This window comes from Azonexus sp. (genome assembly GCF_030824335.1).
In the GTDB taxonomy this organism is placed as follows: Bacteria; Pseudomonadota; Gammaproteobacteria; order Burkholderiales; family Rhodocyclaceae; genus Azonexus.
In genome coordinates, this window is the sequence record NZ_JAVBXX010000011.1 from 270,262 (window position 1) to 290,367 (window position 20,106).

The 20,106-nt window shown below is 54.4% G+C and carries 21 protein-coding genes and 1 tRNA gene; 1 reads left to right on the forward strand and 21 read right to left on the reverse strand.

The features are described from left to right. The 18 genes from nuoK to rlmE form a co-directional block, all read right to left on the reverse strand. The gene (nuoK, locus tag RCI20_RS08725; RefSeq protein WP_028994591.1) at positions 1 to 312 is read right to left on the reverse strand and encodes an NADH-quinone oxidoreductase subunit NuoK; all 312 of its coding nucleotides are present in this window, start codon (positions 310 to 312) and stop codon (positions 1 to 3) included. A 14-nt stretch (positions 313 to 326) separates the two neighbouring features. Continuing rightward, on the reverse strand, positions 327 to 923 hold the full coding sequence (locus RCI20_RS08730) for an NADH-quinone oxidoreductase subunit J (protein ID WP_306604419.1): 597 nt from the start codon (positions 921 to 923) through the stop codon (positions 327 to 329). Positions 924 to 935: 12 nt separating this feature from the next. Beyond that, positions 936 to 1,424, reverse strand: a complete 489-nt coding sequence (nuoI, locus tag RCI20_RS08735) for an NADH-quinone oxidoreductase subunit NuoI (protein ID WP_076094862.1) — start codon at positions 1,422 to 1,424, stop codon at positions 936 to 938. 11 nt (positions 1,425 to 1,435) lie between these two features. Next, positions 1,436 to 2,485: an NADH-quinone oxidoreductase subunit NuoH gene (gene nuoH, locus RCI20_RS08740; protein WP_306604420.1), complete on the reverse strand. Its 1,050-nt coding sequence runs from the start codon at positions 2,483 to 2,485 to the stop codon at positions 1,436 to 1,438. Continuing rightward, on the reverse strand, positions 2,486 to 4,819 hold the full coding sequence (gene nuoG, locus RCI20_RS08745; protein ID WP_306604421.1) for an NADH-quinone oxidoreductase subunit NuoG: 2,334 nt from the start codon (positions 4,817 to 4,819) through the stop codon (positions 2,486 to 2,488). A 45-nt stretch (positions 4,820 to 4,864) separates the two neighbouring features. Next, positions 4,865 to 6,193: an NADH-quinone oxidoreductase subunit NuoF gene (nuoF, locus tag RCI20_RS08750; protein ID WP_306604423.1), complete on the reverse strand. Its 1,329-nt coding sequence runs from the start codon at positions 6,191 to 6,193 to the stop codon at positions 4,865 to 4,867. Further along, entirely contained in the window at positions 6,193 to 6,666 is a 474-nt protein-coding gene (gene nuoE / locus RCI20_RS08755; protein WP_306604425.1) for an NADH-quinone oxidoreductase subunit NuoE, read from the reverse strand. The genes nuoF and nuoE overlap by 1 nt, the downstream gene beginning before the upstream one ends. After that, on the reverse strand, positions 6,666 to 7,919 hold the full coding sequence (locus tag RCI20_RS08760) for an NADH-quinone oxidoreductase subunit D (RefSeq protein ID WP_306604428.1): 1,254 nt from the start codon (positions 7,917 to 7,919) through the stop codon (positions 6,666 to 6,668). Before RCI20_RS08760 ends, nuoE begins: the two co-directional genes overlap by 1 nt. After that, on the reverse strand, positions 7,912 to 8,517 hold the full coding sequence (locus RCI20_RS08765) for an NADH-quinone oxidoreductase subunit C (protein ID WP_306604430.1): 606 nt from the start codon (positions 8,515 to 8,517) through the stop codon (positions 7,912 to 7,914). Before RCI20_RS08765 ends, RCI20_RS08760 begins: the two co-directional genes overlap by 8 nt. Before the next feature lie 18 nt (positions 8,518 to 8,535). Then, a complete protein-coding gene (locus RCI20_RS08770; protein WP_121457681.1) occupies positions 8,536 to 9,012 on the reverse strand; it encodes an NADH-quinone oxidoreductase subunit B family protein in 477 nt (158 codons plus the stop codon). A 9-nt stretch (positions 9,013 to 9,021) separates the two neighbouring features. Beyond that, complete coding sequence (gene ndhC / locus RCI20_RS08775) at positions 9,022 to 9,396, reverse strand: NADH-quinone oxidoreductase subunit A (RefSeq protein WP_373691503.1); 375 nt, start codon at positions 9,394 to 9,396, stop codon at positions 9,022 to 9,024. A gap of 62 nt (positions 9,397 to 9,458) precedes the next feature. Then, a tRNA-Leu gene (locus RCI20_RS08780) sits at positions 9,459 to 9,543 on the reverse strand. A 53-nt stretch (positions 9,544 to 9,596) separates the two neighbouring features. After that, positions 9,597 to 9,968 (reverse strand): preprotein translocase subunit SecG, encoded by a 372-nt coding sequence (gene secG, locus RCI20_RS08785; RefSeq protein WP_306604435.1) that lies wholly within the window; start codon positions 9,966 to 9,968, stop codon positions 9,597 to 9,599. 12 nt (positions 9,969 to 9,980) lie between these two features. After that, entirely contained in the window at positions 9,981 to 10,730 is a 750-nt protein-coding gene (gene tpiA, locus RCI20_RS08790) for a triose-phosphate isomerase (RefSeq protein ID WP_306604437.1), read from the reverse strand. A 74-nt stretch (positions 10,731 to 10,804) separates the two neighbouring features. Next, complete coding sequence (glmM, locus tag RCI20_RS08795) at positions 10,805 to 12,166, reverse strand: phosphoglucosamine mutase (RefSeq protein ID WP_306604439.1); 1,362 nt, start codon at positions 12,164 to 12,166, stop codon at positions 10,805 to 10,807. Position 12,167: 1 nt separating this feature from the next. Then, on the reverse strand, positions 12,168 to 12,998 hold the full coding sequence (folP, locus tag RCI20_RS08800) for a dihydropteroate synthase (protein WP_306604442.1): 831 nt from the start codon (positions 12,996 to 12,998) through the stop codon (positions 12,168 to 12,170). Positions 12,999 to 13,046: 48 nt separating this feature from the next. Further along, positions 13,047 to 14,927 carry an ATP-dependent zinc metalloprotease FtsH gene (gene ftsH / locus RCI20_RS08805; RefSeq protein ID WP_306604445.1) on the reverse strand — a complete coding sequence of 627 codons (1,881 nt, stop codon included), beginning with the start codon at positions 14,925 to 14,927 and terminating at the stop codon, positions 13,047 to 13,049. Positions 14,928 to 14,982: 55 nt separating this feature from the next. Continuing rightward, positions 14,983 to 15,600, reverse strand: coding sequence for a 23S rRNA (uridine(2552)-2'-O)-methyltransferase RlmE (gene rlmE, locus RCI20_RS08810; protein WP_306604447.1), 618 nt, complete (start codon positions 15,598 to 15,600; stop codon positions 14,983 to 14,985). 32 nt (positions 15,601 to 15,632) lie between these two features. On the opposite strand from rlmE, the gene yhbY reads away from it, so the two are divergent. Then, positions 15,633 to 15,995 (forward strand): ribosome assembly RNA-binding protein YhbY, encoded by a 363-nt coding sequence (gene yhbY / locus RCI20_RS08815; protein ID WP_306604449.1) that lies wholly within the window; start codon positions 15,633 to 15,635, stop codon positions 15,993 to 15,995. On the opposite strand, the gene RCI20_RS08820 is transcribed toward yhbY, so the two are convergent. From RCI20_RS08820 to carB, 3 genes are all read right to left on the reverse strand, one after another. Continuing rightward, positions 15,996 to 16,457, reverse strand: coding sequence for a DUF4149 domain-containing protein (locus RCI20_RS08820; RefSeq protein ID WP_306604451.1), 462 nt, complete (start codon positions 16,455 to 16,457; stop codon positions 15,996 to 15,998). 6 nt (positions 16,458 to 16,463) lie between these two features. After that, a complete protein-coding gene (greA, locus tag RCI20_RS08825; protein WP_306604453.1) occupies positions 16,464 to 16,940 on the reverse strand; it encodes a transcription elongation factor GreA in 477 nt (158 codons plus the stop codon). Positions 16,941 to 17,007: 67 nt separating this feature from the next. Further along, on the reverse strand, positions 17,008 to 20,106 hold a 3,099-nt coding region (carB, locus tag RCI20_RS08830), incomplete at its 5' end, for a carbamoyl-phosphate synthase large subunit (protein ID WP_306604455.1).

Genomic DNA, 20,106 nt, shown 5'->3' on the forward strand with positions numbered 1-20,106 from the left:
TTAACCCTTCAGGCTGCCCAGGTCATCCACATGGATGCTCTTGAGGTTGCGGAACAGCACGATCAAGATTGCCAGACCGATAGCTGCTTCGGCTGCGGCCACTGCAAGAATGAAGAAAACGAAGACCTGCCCCGAGAGATCGCCGAGGAAGTGCGAAAACGCCACAAAATTCATGTTGACCGCAAGAAGCATCAATTCGATGGCCATCAGCAGCACGATCAGATTCTTGCGATTGAGGAAGATGCCAACGACGGCAATCGCAAAGAGGATTGCGCCGAGGATCAGGAAATGCGAAAGAGAGAGAGTTAGCATTGGCTGGCCCGGTTTCAGTCTTTTTCAACAGGCATCTGCAGGACGCGCATGCGATCCTTGGCCTTGACGAAAACTTGCTGGTTGGGATTCGAAATTTTCGACTTCTTGACGCCACGGAAAGTCAGGACCACTGCAGCGATCATGCCCACCAACAAAATAATGGCAGAGAGTTCAAAGGGAAACACATAGTCCGTAACCAGCAAAGCACCGATTTCCTTGGTATTTGATACACCGGCAGGCACTACCGCCTCGGCGATTGGCACCTGGAAATACTTGCTACCAAGCACCAAGCCCATTTCCAGAACCATCAACAGACCAAGCAATGCACCCAATGGAAGGTAATTCCAGAAACCTTCCCGAATACGGTCCATATTGATGTCGAGCATCATGACCACGAATAGGAAGAGCACCATGACCGCACCAACATAAACAACAATTAGTGCAATTGCCAGAAACTCAGCCTGCAACATCGCCCATATACCGCCCGTCGTGAAAAATGCGAGCATCAGGTGCAGTGCGGCATATACCGGATTGCGTGCGGTAATCACGCGCAAGGCGGCAAAAATCAGAATCGCCGACAGGAAGAAAAAAACAACGGTGGAGAAATCCATCACATGCACCTGTTAGCGGTAAGGCGCGTCGAGCGCGCGATCTTCGGCGATTTCCGCCTCGTAGCGGTCACCGTTGGCCAGTAGCATCTGCTTGGTGTAGTAAAGATCACCGCGTTTCTCGCCGTGATATTCAAACACCCGCGTTTCAACAACGGCATCAACCGGACAGGCCTCTTCGCAGAAACCGCAGAAGATGCACTTGGTTAGATCAATGTCGTAGCGCGTCGTACGGCGCGAACCATCATCGCGCGGCTCCGCCTCAATCGTGATGGCCATCGCCGGGCAGATCGCCTCGCACAATTTGCAGGCAATGCAGCGCTCCTCACCATTGGGATAGCGGCGCAAGGCATGCAGGCCGCGGAAACGGAAACTCTGCGGCGTTTTTTCTTCCGGATACTGGACGGTGATCTTGCGGGCAAAGAAATACTTGCCTGTGACCGACATGCCCTTCAGCAACTCTTTGAGGAAGAGGCTGTTGAAGACTTCCTTCATCGAACCCATTAGTTCTCTCCTCAATTCCAGATATTCAGCGGTGTGATCATCCACACGCCGACGATGATGACCCAGAAGAAGCACAGGGGCAGGAAGACTTTCCAGCCGAGACGCATCAGCAGATCGTAGCGATAGCGCGGGAAGGTAGCGCGGAACCAGAGGAAAAGCAGGAGCACGAAGGACATCTTCGCGAACATCCAGACGATGCCATCCGGTAGGAAGCCTACCGGCGACAACCAGCCCCCAAGGAAGAGGATGGAGGTCAGCGCTGCAACCAGGATCATGTTGGCATACTCGGCCAAAAAGAACAGCGCGAAAGCCATCCCGGAGTATTCAACATGGAAACCAGCGACAATTTCAGACTCGCCTTCGGCGATATCGAATGGCGCGCGATTCAATTCGGCCGTTCCGGAAATCAGGTAAACCAAGAACATCGGCAACAACGGCAACCAGTTCCACGACAGGAAGCCAAGCCCCATGTCTGCGAACTGCCCCTTGGCCTGTCCATTAACGATTTCCACCAGATTCAAGCTGCCAGCAACCATCAGCACCGTAATCAGTGCAAAACCCATGGCGATTTCGTAGGACACCATTTGAGCAGCGGAGCGCATTGCACCAAGAAACGCATACTTGGAGTTCGATGCCCAGCCAGACAAGATAATGCCGTAAACACCCATCGAGGTGATCGCGAGTATATACAGCAAACTCGCATCAATATTTGCCAGAACCAAAGAGTCGGTGAAAGGTATGACAGCCCAAGCGGCCAAGGCTGGTGCAATAGCCAGCATCGGCGCAATGATGAAAACACCTTTGGCGGAGCCACTTGGAACGATGATTTCCTTGAGCAGCAGCTTAAGGCCATCCGCAATTGGCTGAATCAGACCCCAGGGACCAACCCGGTTGGGACCGATCCGTACCTGCATGAAACCAATCACTTTACGTTCAAAATATGTCAGATAAGCAACGCCCAGCATCAGTGGCGCCACAATCAGAACGATTTTGATCAAAGTCCAGACTGCCGGCCAAATACCACCAAAAATCCCTTGACCGAAATTCATCAGTGCGTCCATTTATGCACGCTCCACGGTGATTTCGCCGAACATCTCACCCAACATGATTGTCGTCGGATGTGCTGCGGCGACGCGAACACAAGCTTCTGGCACGCCTTCGTCCAGTTGTACAGACAATGTAGTAACACCACCGCCTTGACGGACCTTGGCCATACCCCCCTCAACCAGACCCAGACCTGTCAAGGTCGCTGCGCAAGCACGCAACACAGGCGCCTTGGCATCTGCGGTTTGTTGCAAAGCCGGCGCACGCCGAGCCATTGCATCGGCGAAATGAATTGGCACGTCAGCAATACGCTGCAGACCCGAATAAGGCGTCAAGGGCAACGACAACGTTACACCGTTAAGTTCATTGCTCAGCCCGGATACGAATTCCGTACCCTGCCCCAGCACAGCATCACGCACCGCTTCACAGGATTGATAGTCAAAGCCCTCGAGATTCAGCACGTTGCCAAGAACACGCAGAATTTTCCAAGCCGGACGAGCCTCGCCGCGTGCCTTGACGACACCATTAAACGATTGAACCCGACCCTCAACATTAATGAAAGTCCCTGAGGTTTCAGTGTAGGGTGAAATTGGCAGCATCACGTCGGCATACTCAAGCGCAGCCTCATGCTTGAAGGCTGACATGAAAACAACCAGCGATGCCTGCTTCAAAGCCCCGATGGCCAATTGCGGATTAGCACAGTCAAACTCTGGCTCAATCCCCATCAGCACATAGGCCTTGCGCGGCTGTTCGAACATGACCCGGGCATTTGCACCGGCGGGCAAAGCCCAAGCAAGATGCGCCCCCACCGTGTTGGCACCTTCACCGAGAAAACCAACGGTTGCTCCCGTCAAACGGCCTAATTCCAGTGCCAGCAGGTGAATTTGGGCTGCGTCAGCAGATTGGGTAGCAACGTTACCGAGGAAAATGGCACGTTTTTCACCTTCAAGCAGACTGAGCGCAATCTGGCGAGCAATATCGCAAACTTGGACTTGCTCCAAACCCATCGGTGCAGCCTGTCCCTTGCCTTCAGCAGCAGCCTTGACCACTGCTGCCAACGAAAACACCAATTGCGACGGTGCAACAGTAAGCTGGGCATGCAGATTGATCAGCTGGTCGTCAGCCGTGACCGACAACATACTAACTTTGGTCCATTTTTTGGCTGCCTGACGCAAGCGCTGAGCAATCAGCGGATGATCCTTACGCAGGAATGAGCCAACAACCAGTGCAGCATCCAGTTCCTTGATCTCAGAGAGCCGCATACCCAACCATGGCGTGCCCGCACGTTTGAAATCAGTTCCAAAGTCGGACTGGCGCGGACGGAAATCGACGTTACCGCTGCCCAGCCCCTTCATGACCTTACCGAGCAGATACAACTCTTCAATAGTGGAAGACTGTGCAGCGAGCGCGGCAACCGCATTGCCACCGTATTCTCTCGCGACATCTTTTAAGCCATGGGCTACGTAATCGAGCGCGACATTCCACTCAACCTCACGCCATTCCCCACCCTGCTTGACCATAGGTTTGGTCAAGCGAGCATCGGAGTTCAGTGCCTGATAGGAAAAACGCTCTTTGTCGGAAATCCAGCACTCGTTAACCGCCTCGTTTTCTCGCGGCAAGACACGCAGGACATTGTCGTGTTTGACCTGAACGACAAGATTAGCGCCAACTGAATCATGCGGACTGATCGACTTACGGCGCTGCAACTCCCATGAGCGAGCGGTGTAACGGAAAGGCTTGGAAGTCAAGGCGCCGACCGGGCACAAGTCGATCATATTGCCCGACAATTCGGAGTCGACCGTACGACCGACAAATGTCGTGATCTCCGAATGCATATTCCGGTTGGTCATCCCAAGTTCCATGATGCCAGCTATTTCCTGACCGAAACGAACACAGCGGGTGCAATGAATGCAGCGGCTCATTTCCTCCATTGAAATAAGCGGACCGACATTCTTGTGAAAGACGACGTGCTTTTCTTCGGTGTAGCGGCTCTTCATCGGGCCGTAACCGACTGACATGTCTTGCAACTGACACTCACCACCTTGGTCACAGATCGGACAATCCAGCGGATGATTGATCAGCAGGAATTCCATTACGCCCTTCTGCGCCTTGACGGCCAGATCGGAATGCGTGAAGACCTTCATGCCATTGGTCACCGGAGTGGCACAGGCAGGCAAGGGCTTCGGTGCCTTCTCTACCTGAACGAGACACATCCGGCAGTTAGCGGCAATGGAGAGCTTCTTGTGGTAACAAAAATGCGGGATATAGACACCCAACTGCTGCGCGGCATCCATCACCGTGCTGCCGTCAGGCACTTGCGCTTTTTTGCCGTCGATTTCGATTTCTAGCATGTCGCTACCTTGTAGCCAGTTCTTTCGTAACTAACGCGTAAGCCATCAGGCCGGGATCTTGTGGAAACCGCTACCGGCCCACTGACGATCCTTCGGGACCAGACAGGTCTTGTGCTCAATGTGATACTCGAATTCACTGCCAAAGTGCTTGAGGAAACTCTGCACCGGAAAGGCTGCAGCATCACCCAATGCACAGATCGTACGACCAGCAATATTGCCGAGTACGCTGTTTAGCAGATCAATATCTTCCGGACGTCCCAAACCGTTTTCGATGCGCTGCACTACCTTGTACATCCAGGCGGTGCCTTCGCGACATGGCGTGCATTGGCCACAGGATTCCTCGTGATAGAAGAAGGACAAACGCTCTAGCGCCTTGACCATACAAACTGTTTCATCCATCACGATAACGGCACCGGAACCCAGCATCGAGCCCCCCTTGCTGATTGAGTCGTAATCCATGGTGCAATCCATGATTACATCGGCCGGCATCACCGGAGCGGAGGAACCACCGGGAATGACTGCCTTCAGCTTGCGACCACCGCGCATGCCGCCACACATCTCAAGCAGCGTGGCAAACGGGGTACCCAATGGAATTTCGTAATTACCCGGGCGATTGACGTGACCCGAAACCGAGAACAACTTGGTACCGCCGTTGTTCGGCTTGCCCAAATTGAGAAACTCCTCGCCGCCCATTTTCAGGATGAAGGGAATGGCAGCGAAAGTTTCCGTATTATTAATTGTCGTAGGCTTGCCGTAGAGACCAAAAGAGGCTGGGAATGGCGGTTTGAAACGCGGCTGTCCCTTTTTGCCTTCAATCGACTCGAGCAATGCGGTTTCTTCACCACAGATATAAGCCCCGTAACCGTGATGGGCAAAGAGCTCAAAACAGAATTCCGAACCCAAAATATTCTGACCGATGAAACCGGCAGCACGCGCCTCGTCCAGCGCGGCTTCGAAGCGCTGGTAAATTTCCCAGATTTCGCCATGCACGTAGTTATAACCGCGTGTCGCCCCCATCGCGAAGGCGGCAATGGCCATACCTTCAATGACTGCATGCGGGTTATAACGCATGATGTCGCGATCCTTGAAGGTACCCGGCTCACCTTCATCGGTGTTGCATACAACGTACTTGTCGCCGGGAAAGGAGCGCGGCATGAACGACCATTTAAGACCGGTCGGAAAACCGGCGCCACCACGACCGCGCAGCACGGATTTCTTGACTTCACCAATAACGTCTTCCTGGGTCATCTTGTTAACCAAGATTCGCTTCAGTTGCTCGTAACCACCCCGAGCGACGTAATCCTTCAGACTCCAGCTATTGTCACCATCCAGACCGGCCATCAACACCGGATTGATCGCACCAAGCATCGCCATTATTTGCACTCCTCAAGCAGCTTGTCGATCTGTTCCGGATGCATGTGACTGCACATCGAACGATTATTGACGATGAAAACGGGTGCATCGCCGCAAGCCCCCATGCACTCGCCTTCCTTCAGCGTAATCTTGCCGTCGGCAGTCGTTTCACCGTAGCCGATACCGAGTTTGTGCTGCAGGTATTCACCAGCGTGGTAACCGCCGGATAACGCACAAGGCAGGTTAGTGCACACAGTGATCTTGTATTTGCCGACCGGCTTGAGGTCATACATGTTGTAAAACGACGCCACTTCATACGCAGCAATAGCTGGCATGCCGAGATAGTCGGCAACAGCCTCGACTGCATCGGCCGGCAGCCAGCCCTTTTCTTCCTGAGCGTGCGCCAAGCAAGCCATGACTGCCGACTGTTTTTGATCGACCGGGTACTTGGCGACCTCGCGGGCAAATTTTTCTAGGGTGTCAGCGGAAAACATCAGCGGTCAATCTCGCCAAAAACAACATCCTGGGAACCGATGATCGTAACGACGTCGGCAAGCATGTGGCCATTTGCCATTTCATCCATGGCGGCCAGATGGGCAAAACCAGGCGCACGAATCTTCATGCGGTAAGGCTTGTTGGCCCCATCGGAAACAAAATAGATACCGAACTCACCTTTCGGGTGCTCGATCGCTGCATAAGCCTCGCCCGGTGGCACATGAATGCCCTCGGAGAACAACTTGAAGTGATGGATTAACTCTTCCATGTTGGACTTCATGCTTTCACGATTCGGCGGCGCAACCTTGTGGTTGTCGGTAATTACCGGACCAGGATTGTTGCGCAGCCAGGCGATACATTGCTTGATGATGCGATTCGACTGGAGCATTTCCTCCATACGCACCAAATAGCGATCATAGCTATCGCCACTAACGCCGACCGGCACATCAAAATCGACCTTGTCGTAAGCCGCGTAAGGCTGCTTTCTACGCAAATCCCAAGCAATGCCGGAACCACGCAGCATGGCACCGGTAAAACCCAGTTGCATCGCACGCTCGGGACTGACAATACCCACGTTGACCAAGCGCTGCTTCCAGATTCGATTATCGGTCAGCAGCGTATGGTATTCAGCGTGATACTTCGGAAAACGCTCGGTAAAATCCTCAAGAAAATCCAGCAGAGAACCGCTACGATTTGCGTTGAGATCACCTGCCCGCTTGGCACTGGTCCAAGTCGACTCACGATACTGCGGCATGCGATCTGGAAGATCGCGATAAACCCCTCCCGGACGATAGTAGGCAGCGTGCAAACGAGCACCGCAAACAGCCTCGTAGGCATCCATCAGGTCTTCACGTTCGCGGAAAGTATACAGCGCCATGGTCATCGCACCGACGTCGAGTGCGTGACAGCCGATCCACAACAAGTGATTGAGTATGCGAGTCACTTCATCGAACATCGTGCGGATGTATTTGCCGCGCTCCGGCACTTCGATCTGCAGCAACTTTTCCACGCCCAAACAATATGCGTGTTCGTTACACATCGTCGACACATAATCGAGTCGATCCATATACGGAACCGACTGGACCCAAGTACGCGTCTCAGCCAATTTTTCCGTAGCACGGTGCAAAAGCCCGATATGCGGGTCGGCGCGTTGAACAACTTCGCCATCCATCTCCAGCACCAGACGCAAAACGCCGTGGGCAGCCGGGTGCTGCGGACCGAAGTTCAGTGTGTAATTGCGAATATCAGCCATGTAACGGATCCCCGTAGGTATCTTCGCGAACAATTCTTGGAGTGTTTTCGCGAGGTTCGATGGTAACGGGCTGATAGACTACCCGACCTTGATCAGGGTCATAACGCATTTCAACATACCCGGAAATCGGAAAATCCTTACGGAAGGGATGCCCAATAAAACCGTAATCAGTCAAAATCCGGCGCAAATCTTCATGGCCGACATAGGCGATGCCATAAAGATCAAAAGCCTCGCGCTCAAACCAATTCGCACTCGTCCACAACGAGGTAACCGAATCAACCGCAGGAAACTCGTCGGAGTCGGCAAACACACGAACCCGCAAGCGGGTGTTGTGCGCAATCGACAGCAGATGAACCACCGTAGCAAAGCGCTTGCCTTGCCAAGCACCGTCACCCCAAGCGGAGTAATCCACCCCACAGAGATCGATCAATTCCTCAAAAGAGAACTCGGACTCATCGCGCAACACCTGCATCATCTCCCGATAGTCGACCGGGGACACCTCGATGGTCAGCTCGCCCAAAGCGAGCTTCAATGACGACAGCTTGCTTCCAAAACGAGCCTGCAATTTTTGGCTAAGCGCTTCAAGCTTGGCAGACATAGGGATCAGCCTCGAAAATTAGCGAGCAATAGTATTAGTACGACGAATCTTGTTCTGCAACTGAATGATCCCGTACAGCAAAGCCTCCGCAGTAGGGGGACAGCCCGGTACATAGATATCAACAGGAACAATGCGATCACAACCACGAACCACCGAATAGGAATAGTGGTAATAACCACCCCCATTGGCACATGAGCCCATGGAAATCACCCAGCGCGGCTCTGCCATCTGGTCATACACCTTGCGCAAGGCAGGTGCCATCTTATTAGTCAGCGTACCCGCAACAATCATCACATCGGACTGCCGCGGACTGGGGCGAAAAACCACACCAAAGCGATCAAGGTCGTAACGCGAACAACCAGCATGAATCATCTCAACAGCACAACAGGCAAGACCGAAGGTCATCGGCCACATCGAACCCGTACGCATGTAGTTGATTAATTTGTCAGCCGTCGTGGTGACAAAACCTTCCTGAAGAATTCCTTCGATAGCCATTTGATGCCCTCATTCCCACTCGAGAGCACCCTTGGCCCAAGCATATATATCGCCTAGCGCCAGAATACCCATGAAGATCAACATTTCGACGAAGCCAAAGATCTTCAACGAATCGATGGCAACCATATCCGAGAAAACCGTCGCCCACGGAACTAGGAAAGCGATTTCAAGATCGAACAGAATGAAAAGAATGGCAACCAAGTAGTAGCGCACATCAAACTTCATGCGCGCATCCTCGAAAGCCTCAAAGCCACACTCATAGGGCGATAGCTTCTCAGGATCCGGCCGCCGCGGAGCAAGCAAAAAGCCCATTGCAACCGGCATTACACCGACCGCAACTCCCACGAGCACGAACAAAAGGATAGGAAAGTATGCTTCCATAATCCGCCGCCAAGTTGTCAGTTTTTTATACGAACCCGCCGAATTGCAACGGCCAGCTCAGTCTTTGGTGCCGACGGCGAGACTCGAACTCGCACAGCTTGCGCCACTACCCCCTCAAGATAGCGTGTCTACCAATTTCACCACGTCGGCACTACATTTCGGATCTACCGGCGAGGAAAGAAATTCCGGAAGAAAACCTTGCATTATTTTGGTATATCTTTTGCCTTAGATGCCGCGCCAGCAGCCCCCCCAGGCACCTCGCCCACGCCCTGAGCCGCAGTTGAAGCAGGCACGGATTGTACCGATTCCTGCATCAAACTACCAGTCGTTTTTGGCTTGTCCGAAGCAATATAAGCCAAGGTCAGACTAGTCAAAAAAAACACAGCCGCTAGCACGCCAGTAGTACGACTTAAAAAATTAGCAGACCCAGAAGCCCCAAACAGACTTCCCGAAGCACCACTACCAAATGCCGCCCCCATGTCTGCCCCCTTGCCATGCTGCATCAGCACCAAGGCAATGATCACCAGCGCAACCAGAATATGGACCGTCAGTACAACAGAAAACAACCAGCTCATCTTGTATGCCTATCAGTTTGCGGCGCGACAAATCGCCAAAAAATCTTTTGCAATGAGAGAAGCAGCACCAATTAAACCACCATCAATATCAGGCTGCCCAAACAACTCCAGGGCATTCCCTGGCTTAACACTACCACCGTACAAAATACGCAAGCCGTCAGCAATCGGCGCATCATAACTCGCCACCAAGCCCCGAATGGCTGCATGCACCTCCTGGGCCTGCAACGGCGTTGCCGTCACGCCAGTCCCTATCGCCCAGACAGGCTCATAAGCAACAACAGCACCACCCAGCGCCGCCACCCCCGCCTTATCCAGCACCGCCAGCAACTGTCTCTCCACGACTACGCCAGTAAGACCCGCCTCGCGCTCCAGAAGCGTCTCACCAACACAAAGCACCGGAATCAACCCCGACTCTCTGCTCGCAAGAAATTTTGCCGCAACCAAATCGTCCGACTCAGCAAACAACGTGCGCCGCTCGGAGTGTCCTACGAGCACATAACGACAACCGAATTCCTTGAGCATACCGGGTGACACTTCCCCGGTAAATGCTCCAAAGGAATGCTGACTAACAGTCTGCGCCCCCAGACACAGCGCCGCTCCGTCAAGCAAAACTTGCGCTTGAGCCAAAAACGGGAACGGGGGAAAAACCGCAACGTCACATTCCAATCCTTGCACACCCAGCACAAGCTCACGCAACAGTTGCTCATTAAGAGACAAGCTGCCATGCATTTTCCAGTTTCCTGCTACTAGCTTGCGGCGCATAAAGGACAAATCCCAACGGGAAAAACCTTAGGATTATAACGACCGTCAAGCTTGGCGGTCAATCTTCGAACCAATCACTCCCCACCCGAAGCAGCCGCCCTCACGGCCATGGCAATCGCTTCCGCCACTTCCGCCACATCGCGCGAATCCTCCCCTTCAACCATAACGCGCAGCAGTGGCTCCGTACCAGACGGCCGCAATAGCACCCTACCCCGCCCAGCCATGCGGCGCTCAGCCTCTCGTTGCGCCTCAAGCACAGACGGGCAGTCAGCCCAGTTGAAGCCTTTATTTACCGGCACATTAATCAGACGTTGCGGGTAAAGCACCAAAGTACCAAGAAGCGACTTCAGATCACCGCCCAACTCCTTCAACGCCGCCAGGACTTGCAAAGCAGCCACAATGCCATCGCCAGTTGAATGACGATCCAAGGCAAGGATGTGCCCGGAATTTTCCCCGCCGTACAACCACCCATTCCGGTGCAACATCTCTACTACATAACGATCTCCGACAGCGGCACGCACGAACGGGATACCCAATTCGGCCAATGCATGCTCAAGTGCCAAATTGCTCATCAAAGTCCCAACCACCCCCTGCACCGGACCTTTTTTCGCTCGACTACGCACGATTGCCAGCAACAACTGGTCACCGTCATAGAGATTACCTTCGGCATCGACCATTTGCAGACGATCAGCATCACCATCCAGGGCAACCCCCAGATCGGCACGATTGGCCAAAACAGCCTCGCGCAATGCCTGTGGTGCGGTTGCACCAACCTCTGCGTTGATATTCAAGCCATTCGGCTGCGCGCCGATGGCAACAACCTCTGCACCCAGCTCATGAAAAACATCCGGGGCAATGTGATAAGCAGCACCATGCGCACAATCCACTACTATTTTCAGGCCACGCAAATCGAACTCGTTAGGAAAAGTACTCTTGCAGAATTCGATGTAACGGCCGCGTGCGTCGTCTATGCGCTTTACCCGACCAAGCTCAGCCGATGAGACACACGACATTGGCTGATCAATTCCCGCTTCAATCGCCTGCTCGACCTCATCTGGCAATTTGGTACCGACGGCGGAAAAAAACTTGATCCCATTATCGTAATAAGGATTGTGCGAAGCGGAAATCACAATACCCGCCTGCAAGCGTAACGCTCTTGTCAGATAGGCCACTGCCGGCGTTGGCATTGGCCCTACCAGACATACATCGACACCAGCCGCAGAAAAACCCGCCTCAAGTGCCGACTCAAGCATATAACCCGAAACCCGGGTGTCCTTGCCGATTAATACGCTTGGGCGCTCTCCTGCAGGCATTGTGCAGCGATCAAGGAAAACCTTCCCGGCAGCAAATCCGAGCCGCATCACAAAATCCGGTGTAATGGGAGACAACCCCACCCGCCCGCGCACGCCATCCGTACCAAAATATTTTCTGCTCATATCACTCCCCCTGATCGATTGCCGACCAAACAGCCAAGGCATCCCTAGTTTCAGCCACATCGTGCACACGCACGATAGCAGCACCTTTTTGCACCGCAATCAGCGCCGCTGCCACGCTGGCAGCGAGTCTTTGATTGACTGGACGGCCGGTAATCTCCCCCAGCATGGATTTACGCGACACACCAACCAGCACGGGAAAGCCCAACCACTCTGCTGCGGTCGACGCGCGAAACAATGCCAAATTGTGCGCCAGACTTTTGCCAAAACCAAAACCAGGATCGACCACAATACGCTGCCGATCGATTCCTGCAGCAGAACAGCGGTCGACCGCAAGACGCAAAAACCTGCCAACTTCTGCAACCACATCGCCATAGACTGGCGCCTGCTGCATTGTGCCCGGCAAGCCCTGCATGTGCATAACGCAAAGCGCGCAATCGCTGCCCGCAACAACCGCCAGCGACTCCGGCGAAGTGAGCGCAGTGATGTCGTTGATCATGCTGGCGCCAGCCCGCAGAGCGGCATCCATCACACCTGCTTTATAGGTATCAACAGAAACCGGCACCCCCCATTGGGTTATCACGCGCAAAACTGGCAACAGGCGTTGCAACTCTTCTTTCTCCGACGTAGGAACGGCACCCGGTCGCGAAGATTCTGCGCCGATATCCAAAATATCGGCACCGGCCTCATATTGCCGTCGGGCATGCGCAATCGCCCGATCAACATCACCCACAATTCCTTCACCCGAAAATGAATCTGGCGTCAGGTTAATTATCCCCATCACCAAGGGACGATTCAGTTCGAAGCGATAACTACCGCAATTTAGTATGTTCATAATAAAAAAGCCGGGAGAAAACTCCCGGCCTGTCAGGTTTGCGTCAAATCAAGCCGTTGCTGGCGCTGTCGGTTCCGAACCGGGCGTCTCATCCGACGCACTCGGACGCGAAACGCTTTGGGTCGGTTTTGGCGGACGCGGTGGCTTGTCAGCCATGATGTCATCAATCTGCTCCGCATCAAGGGTTTCCCACTCAAGCAGCGCCTTGGTCATCGCCTCAACCTTGTCGCGATTTGCTTCAAGGAGCTGGCGCGCCAAGGTATATTGCTCGTCGATGATACGACGAATTTCAGCATCAACTTTCTGCATGGTCGCCTCGGAAACGTTCTTGTGCTGCGTTACCGAGCGGCCAAGGAACACCTCGCCTTCATTTTCGCCATATACCATCACACCCAAATCTGACATGCCATAGCGCGTCACCATGTCACGAGCCATCGCGGTAGCCCGTTCGAAATCATTCGAAGCGCCGGTCGTCATCTGATCCATGAACAACTCCTCGGCAATCCGGCCGCCAAACAGCACCGCAATGCGACTCATCAGATATTGACGATCATAAGCATAGCGATCCTGCTCAGGCAACTGCATGGTCAGACCCAGCGCGCGACCACGCGGAATGATTGTGACCTTGTGCACCGGATCGGACTTTGGCATCAGCTTGGCGATCACGGCATGGCCTGATTCGTGATAAGCCGTATTCATCTTCTCTTCTTCAGTCATGACCATGCTGCGGCGCTCGGCCCCCATCATGATCTTGTCCTTGGCCATCTCGAAATCGTCCATATCCACCAGACGCTTGTTGCGACGGGCAGCAAACAGTGCGGCTTCATTCACCAGATTAGCCAGATCTGCACCGGAGAATCCCGGCGTACCACGCGCAATGACGTCAGCCTTGATGTCACCGGCAATAGGCACTTTGCGCATATGGACTTTGAGAATTTCCTCGCGACCACGAATATCCGGCAAAGGCACGACAACCTGGCGGTCAAAACGCCCTGGACGCAACAGCGCCGGATCAAGAATATCGGGACGATTAGTTGCAGCAATCACAATCGTGCCGCTATGCCCCTCAAAACCGTCCATCTCGACCAGCAACTGATTCAGCGTCTGCTCTCGCTCATCGTTGCCACCACCCAGTCCAGCGCCACGATGACGACCAACCGCATCAATTTCATCAATGAAGATGATGCATGGCGAATGTTTCTTGGCATTTTCAAACATGTCGCGCACACGCGCTGCACCAACGCCAACAAACATTTCGACAAAATCCGAACCGGAGATGCTGAAGAAAGGCACCTTGGCCTCGCCTGCGATAGCCTTGGCCAACAGCGTCTTGCCCGTACCCGGATTACCAACCATCAGAATCCCTTTGGGAATACGGCCACCGAGTTTCTGAAATTTGGAAGGGTCGCGCAGGAAATCGACAACTTCCTGAACCTCCTCTTTCGCCTCATCGCAGCCTGCCACATCTGCGAATGTGATGACATTGGTAGACTCGTCCATCATCCGCGCCTTCGACTTACCGAAGGAGAAAGCGCCACCCTTGCCGCCCCCCTGCATCTGGCGCATGAAAAACACCCAGACACCGATCAGTAACAGCATAGGGAACCAGCTGACGAAAATATTCATCAGGAACGACGGCTCCTCTTCAGGCCTGGCTTCAACTTTCACACCATGCTTCAGCAAATCGGAAACCAGCCAAAGATCCGGTGGCGCATAACTGGTGATCCGTTTTCCTTCGCTCGTCGTGGCTTTCAGCGTGCGGCCTTCCATGATCACCTTCGAGATACGCCCTTGCTTCACTTCTTCGAGAAACTCGGAGTACTCAACCGCACCGGTAGCGACCTGGCGGGTGTTGAACTGGTTGAAGATGGTCATCAGCACAAGGCCGATTACCATCCAGACCGCGAGATTTTTGAACATGTTGTTCAAGCGTGCACTCCTTCTGATACGTCGAGCGAAAAAAACATCATTCTAATCAAAACAGTCAACGCAATGTACGACCTAGCAGGTAAATCTCCGCACTACGGTCACGCGAAGCGTCGGGTTTACGCACTGCGACCGTTTTGAAAGTCTCGCGCAATGCTTTCACGAAAGACTCATAATCGCTGCCCTGAAACACTTTGACCAGAAAAGCACCATCCGGTTTCAAGTGCTCCCGAGAAAATTCAAGGCCAAGTTCAGCCAAGTGCATGATTCTGGCTTGATCAACCAAAGGAACACCTGACATATTGGGGGCCATATCAGACATTACAAGCCCCACTCGCCGATCACCCAGTTTTTCTTTCAACTGATTGAGTACATCATCCTCGCGAAAATCGCCCTGAATGAAGTTCACCCCATGAATCGGCTCCATTTCCAGCAAATCCAGCGCAAACACCAATCCGCTACCACCAACCCTTTTTACAGCAACCTGAGACCAGCCGCCGGGTGTCGCCCCCAGATCAACCACAACCTCTCCATGCCTGAGCAGTTTGTCCTTGTCGTCAATCTCCATCAGCTTGAAAGCGGCACGCGAACGCCAACCTTCCTTCCTTGCTAGCTGGACATAAGTATCATTGATATGCTCACGCATCCAAGCCTTGCTGGTTCTGGTTCTCTTCATTCGGTAAAATGCCGTTTTTGAAAGGTTATTCCATGCTGCAATTATCGTCTGTCCAACGTCGTGAACTGCGCGCTCGCGCTCACGGCATGAACCCTGTTGTATCCATTTCCGAGAATGGTCTCACCGATAGCGTCCTGAAGGAAATAGATACCAACCTCAAGGCGCACGAACTGATCAAGGTTCGGGTCTATGGTGACAGCCGGGAAGATCGCCTCGCCTATCTGGAGCGTATCTGCACCGAACTGAATGCCGCAGCAGTGCAGCATATCGGAAAACTTCTCGTCGTCTATCGCCCCAATCCGGCTGATGGCAAAACCAGCAGCGGCGAAAAATCCAAAACTAGCCGACGCCCAGCCTCTGCCCCACACCGTACCAAACGCAGCTTTCAGGGCTGATCAGCGCGTTCCGCGAGCACTCCAGAGCACCAGCCACAAGCCCAGCAGACTCTGCATCAGGTAGAGAATGCTGGACACGCCATGCCAGGTAGCAAATCGGTCGCGCAGCACGCTTTCCATCACCTCACGGGGCAATGCATCAAGCTTTAACTGCGCCATCAAAGGCTGAATACCAAAAAGCTGAAGGGCTGCCATCCCGGCCATCAAAATCACCAACCAGAAGACAGCCAAGCGAAACAGCCGGGCACCCCAGCGAGCAAACAAAAACACCACCAGATAAGCCGCTGCCCCCAAACCAATCCAGGCGATCAACGCAAATAATTTGCCTGCCAGCATGCCGGCCAACTGGCGATCAGCCAGTTGAGAGAAAAGAACGGGCGCCACCAGATAACCAACGGCCCAAAGCCCGCCAACCCACAAGGTGATGACAAACAAATACAGGGCTTCGGAAATGCGGCGCACCAGCAATTACTCGTAACGGACGTCGATCACTTCGAATTCACGAATACCGCCCGGCGCCTGGACTTGGGCGATATCGCCGGCATACTTGCCGATCAGTGCCCGCGCCATCGGCGAATTGACCGAAAGCTTGTTCGCCTTGATGTCCGCCTCATCCTCACCAACGATCTGGTAAGTCACGGCGGCACCGGAATCCTGATCTTCGATATCCACCGTCGCACCAAACACGCATCGACCATCTGCATCAAGCAAGGTCGGATCAATGATCTGGGCATTCGACAACTTGCCCTCGACTTCCTGAATACGTCCTTCAATAAAACCCTGGCGCTCTTTCGCCGCATCGTATTCGGCATTTTCCGACAGGTCACCATGCGCGCGTGCTTCGGCGATTGCCCCGATTACCCAAGGACGATCGACGGTCTTCAAACGGTGCAACTCCTCGCGAAGTTTTTCAGCACCTTTTACGGTCAACGGGACTTTACTCATATTTTTCCCTGCAAAAGCAAAACCGCCGGCGCCCGAACGGGCTACCCGGCGGCAATTCAGATTGGTCTCAGTGCAACTGCTGATGCAGCGTCTGGATCGGATACACCACAAGTTCACCGAGATTCCGGATACCTTCGGCAGCTGCCTCAGCACCCCAGATCGTCGTGTACATCGTCACCCGTGCCTGCAAACCGGAGGTACGAATCGAACGTGAGTCGTTGATCGCACCACGCTTCTCTTCCACCGTATTGATGATCAAGGCAATTTCATTGTTCTTGATCATATCGACGATGTGCGGCCGACCTTCTGTCACCTTGTTCACCGGCTGCACCGGCAAACCGGCTGCATCGATGGCGTGCGCCGTACCGCGCGTCGCCACCAGATGGAATCCGGCTTCATGCAGATGACGAGCAATCTCGATTGCCTTGGCCTTGTCGCTATCCTTGACCGACAGGAAAACCTTCCCGGTCTTCGGCAGCTTGACGCTGGCAGCAAGTTGCGACTTGACGAAGGCTTCGGCAAAAGTAACGCCGACACCCATGACTTCGCCGGTCGACTTCATTTCCGGGCCCAAAATGGTGTCGACCCCAGGGAACTTGACGAAGGGGAAAACGGCTTCCTTGACCGAGAAATACGGCGGAATCACTTCCTTGGTAACCCCCTGATCCTTCAGGCTGCGTCCCGCCATGCAACGCGCCGCGATCTTGGCCAGTTGCAGACCGGTCGCCTTGGAAACAAAAGGCACGGTACGTGAAGCACGCGGATTCACTTCGAGGACATAAACCTCTTCGTCCTTGATGGCGAACTGCACATTCATCAGGCCGCACACATTCAAGGCCTTGGCCATCAGCTTGGTCTGCCGACGCAGTTCATCCTGCACGGCCTTGCCCAGCGAATACGGCGGCAACGAACAAGCCGAGTCGCCGGAGTGCACGCCAGCCTGCTCGATGTGCTCCATGACGCCACCGATGATGACTTCGTCGCCATCGGACAGCGCATCGACGTCGCACTCGACGGCGTCGTTCAGGAAGCGATCAAGCAGGACAGGCGAATCATGCGAAACCTTGACGGCTTCACGCATGTAGCGCTCGAGGTCCTTCTGCTCATGGACGATTTCCATGGCGCGGCCACCGAGCACATAGGACGGACGAACGACCAGCGGATAGCCGATTTCGGCCGCCAGGCGCAGCGCATCCTCTTCGGTGCGGGCGGTGCGGTTGGGCGGCTGCTTCAGGCCGAGCTCGTGCAGCAGTTTCTGGAAGCGTTCGCGGTCTTCGGCGATGTCGATCGACTCCGGCGTCGTGCCGATGATCGGCACGCCGTTGGCTTCCAGCGCCAGTGCCAGCTTGAGCGGCGTCTGGCCACCGTACTGGACGATGACGCCGACCGGCTTTTCGATGGCGACGATTTCGAGCACGTCTTCCAGCGTCAGCGGCTCGAAATACAGGCGATCCGAAGTGTCGTAGTCGGTAGACACGGTTTCCGGGTTGCAGTTGACCATGATGGTTTCGTAACCGTCTTCGCGCATCGCCATCGCCGCATGCACGCAGCAGTAGTCAAATTCGATGCCCTGGCCGATACGGTTCGGACCGCCGCCCAACACCATGATCTTCTTCTTGTCGGTCGGATTGGCCTCGCACTCGTCCTCGTAGGTCGAGTACATGTAGGCGGTATCGGTCGAGAATTCGGCAGCGCAGGTATCGACGCGTTTGTACACCGGACGGACCTTCAACTCGTGGCGACGTTCGCGCACCGCCGTTTCGCTCGTCTTGGTCAGATGCGCCAGACGACGGTCTGCAAAGCCCTTACGCTTCAGGAAACGCAGTTCTTCTGCGGTCAACGACAACAAATCGCGTTTTTCGATCTCCAGTTCGAGATCGACGATTTCCTTGATCTGCACCAGGAACCAGGGATCGATCTTGGTCAGTTCGAAAACCTTCTCGACCGACATACCGATACCAAAAGCATCGGCCACGTACCACAGGCGATCCGGCGTCGGGCGCGCCAGTTGTTCGTCGATGGTTTCCGGATCGACGGTCTTCAGGTTGAAACCATCAACGCCGACTTCCAGACCGCGCAACGCTTTCTGCAAGGATTCCTGGAAGGTACGACCAATGGCCATGACTTCGCCAACCGACTTCATCTGCGTGGTCAGCGTATTGTCGGCCTGCGGGAATTTTTCGAAGGCAAAACGCGGCACCTTGGTAACGACGTAGTCAATCGATGGCTCGAACGAGGCCGGTGTCTTGCCGCCGGTAATGTCGTTGGCCAGTTCATCCAGCGTATAGCCAACAGCCAGCTTGGCGGCGATCTTGGCGATCGGAAAGCCGGTGGCCTTGGAGGCCAGCGCCGACGAACGCGACACCCGCGGATTCATCTCGATGACGATCATCCGGCCGTCCTTCGGGTTGATCGAGAACTGCACGTTCGAACCGCCGGTATCAACGCCGATTTCACGCAGCACGGCGATTGAGGCGTTACGCAGGATCTGGTATTCCTTGTCGGTCAGCGTCTGGGCCGGGGCGACGGTGATCGAGTCGCCGGTGTGCACACCCATCGGATCGAGATTTTCGATCGAACAGATGATGATGCAGTTGTCCGCCTTGTCGCGGACCACTTCCATCTCGTATTCCTTCCAGCCGAGCATGGATTCTTCAATCAGCAGCTCGTTGGTCGGCGAGGCCTCAAGACCGCGCTTGCAGATGGTCTCGAACTCTTCCATGTTGTAAGCGATGCCGCCACCGGTGCCGCCGAGCGTGAAAGACGGCCGGATAATGGTCGGGAAGCCGATCACGGCCTGCACTTGGTAAGCCTCTTCCATGCTGTGCGCGGTGGCCGACTTGGCTGAACCGAGACCAATCTTGGTCATCGCGTCCTTGAATTTCTGGCGATCCTCGGCCTTGTCGATGGCTTCCTTGGAAGCACCGATCAGTTCGACCTTGAACTTTTCGAGCACGCCTTCGCGGTCGAGATCAAGCGCGCAATTCAGCGCGGTCTGGCCGCCCATGGTCGGCAGCAGCGCATCCGGGCGTTCCTTTTCGATGATCTTGGCGACCACCTGCCAGGTGATCGGCTCGATGTAGGTAACGTCTGCCATTTCCGGGTCGGTCATGATGGTCGCCGGGTTGGAATTCACCAGGATGACCTTGTAACCCTCTTCGCGCAG

What these genes read in the sequence shown, in the direction of transcription:
- folP (WP_306604442.1), bottom strand. Translation starts at nt 12,998, where the DNA reads ATGAACATACTAAATTGCGGTAGTTATCGCTTCGAACTGAATCGTCCC.
- tpiA (WP_306604437.1), bottom strand. Translation starts at nt 10,730, where the DNA reads ATGCGCCGCAAGCTAGTAGCAGGAAACTGGAAAATGCATGGCAGCTTG.
- glmM (WP_306604439.1), bottom strand. Translation starts at nt 12,166, where the DNA reads ATGAGCAGAAAATATTTTGGTACGGATGGCGTGCGCGGGCGGGTGGGG.
- RCI20_RS08730 (WP_306604419.1), bottom strand. Translation starts at nt 923, where the DNA reads ATGGATTTCTCCACCGTTGTTTTTTTCTTCCTGTCGGCGATTCTGATT.
- nuoF (WP_306604423.1), bottom strand. Translation starts at nt 6,193, where the DNA reads ATGGCGATGCTTGGTGCGATCAATCCGGTGTTGATGGCCGGTCTGGAT.
- nuoI (WP_076094862.1), bottom strand. Translation starts at nt 1,424, where the DNA reads ATGGGTTCGATGAAGGAAGTCTTCAACAGCCTCTTCCTCAAAGAGTTG.
- greA (WP_306604453.1), bottom strand. Translation starts at nt 16,940, where the DNA reads ATGAGTAAAGTCCCGTTGACCGTAAAAGGTGCTGAAAAACTTCGCGAG.
- yhbY (WP_306604449.1), top strand. Translation starts at nt 15,633, where the DNA reads ATGCTGCAATTATCGTCTGTCCAACGTCGTGAACTGCGCGCTCGCGCT.
- RCI20_RS08770 (WP_121457681.1), bottom strand. Translation starts at nt 9,012, where the DNA reads ATGGCTATCGAAGGAATTCTTCAGGAAGGTTTTGTCACCACGACGGCT.
- nuoG (WP_306604421.1), bottom strand. Translation starts at nt 4,819, where the DNA reads ATGCTAGAAATCGAAATCGACGGCAAAAAAGCGCAAGTGCCTGACGGC.
- nuoH (WP_306604420.1), bottom strand. Translation starts at nt 2,485, where the DNA reads ATGGACGCACTGATGAATTTCGGTCAAGGGATTTTTGGTGGTATTTGG.
- RCI20_RS08765 (WP_306604430.1), bottom strand. Translation starts at nt 8,517, where the DNA reads ATGTCTGCCAAGCTTGAAGCGCTTAGCCAAAAATTGCAGGCTCGTTTT.
- nuoE (WP_306604425.1), bottom strand. Translation starts at nt 6,666, where the DNA reads ATGTTTTCCGCTGACACCCTAGAAAAATTTGCCCGCGAGGTCGCCAAG.
- RCI20_RS08760 (WP_306604428.1), bottom strand. Translation starts at nt 7,919, where the DNA reads ATGGCTGATATTCGCAATTACACACTGAACTTCGGTCCGCAGCACCCG.
- secG (WP_306604435.1), bottom strand. Translation starts at nt 9,968, where the DNA reads ATGAGCTGGTTGTTTTCTGTTGTACTGACGGTCCATATTCTGGTTGCG.
- nuoK (WP_028994591.1), bottom strand. Translation starts at nt 312, where the DNA reads ATGCTAACTCTCTCTCTTTCGCATTTCCTGATCCTCGGCGCAATCCTC.
- rlmE (WP_306604447.1), bottom strand. Translation starts at nt 15,600, where the DNA reads ATGAAGAGAACCAGAACCAGCAAGGCTTGGATGCGTGAGCATATCAAT.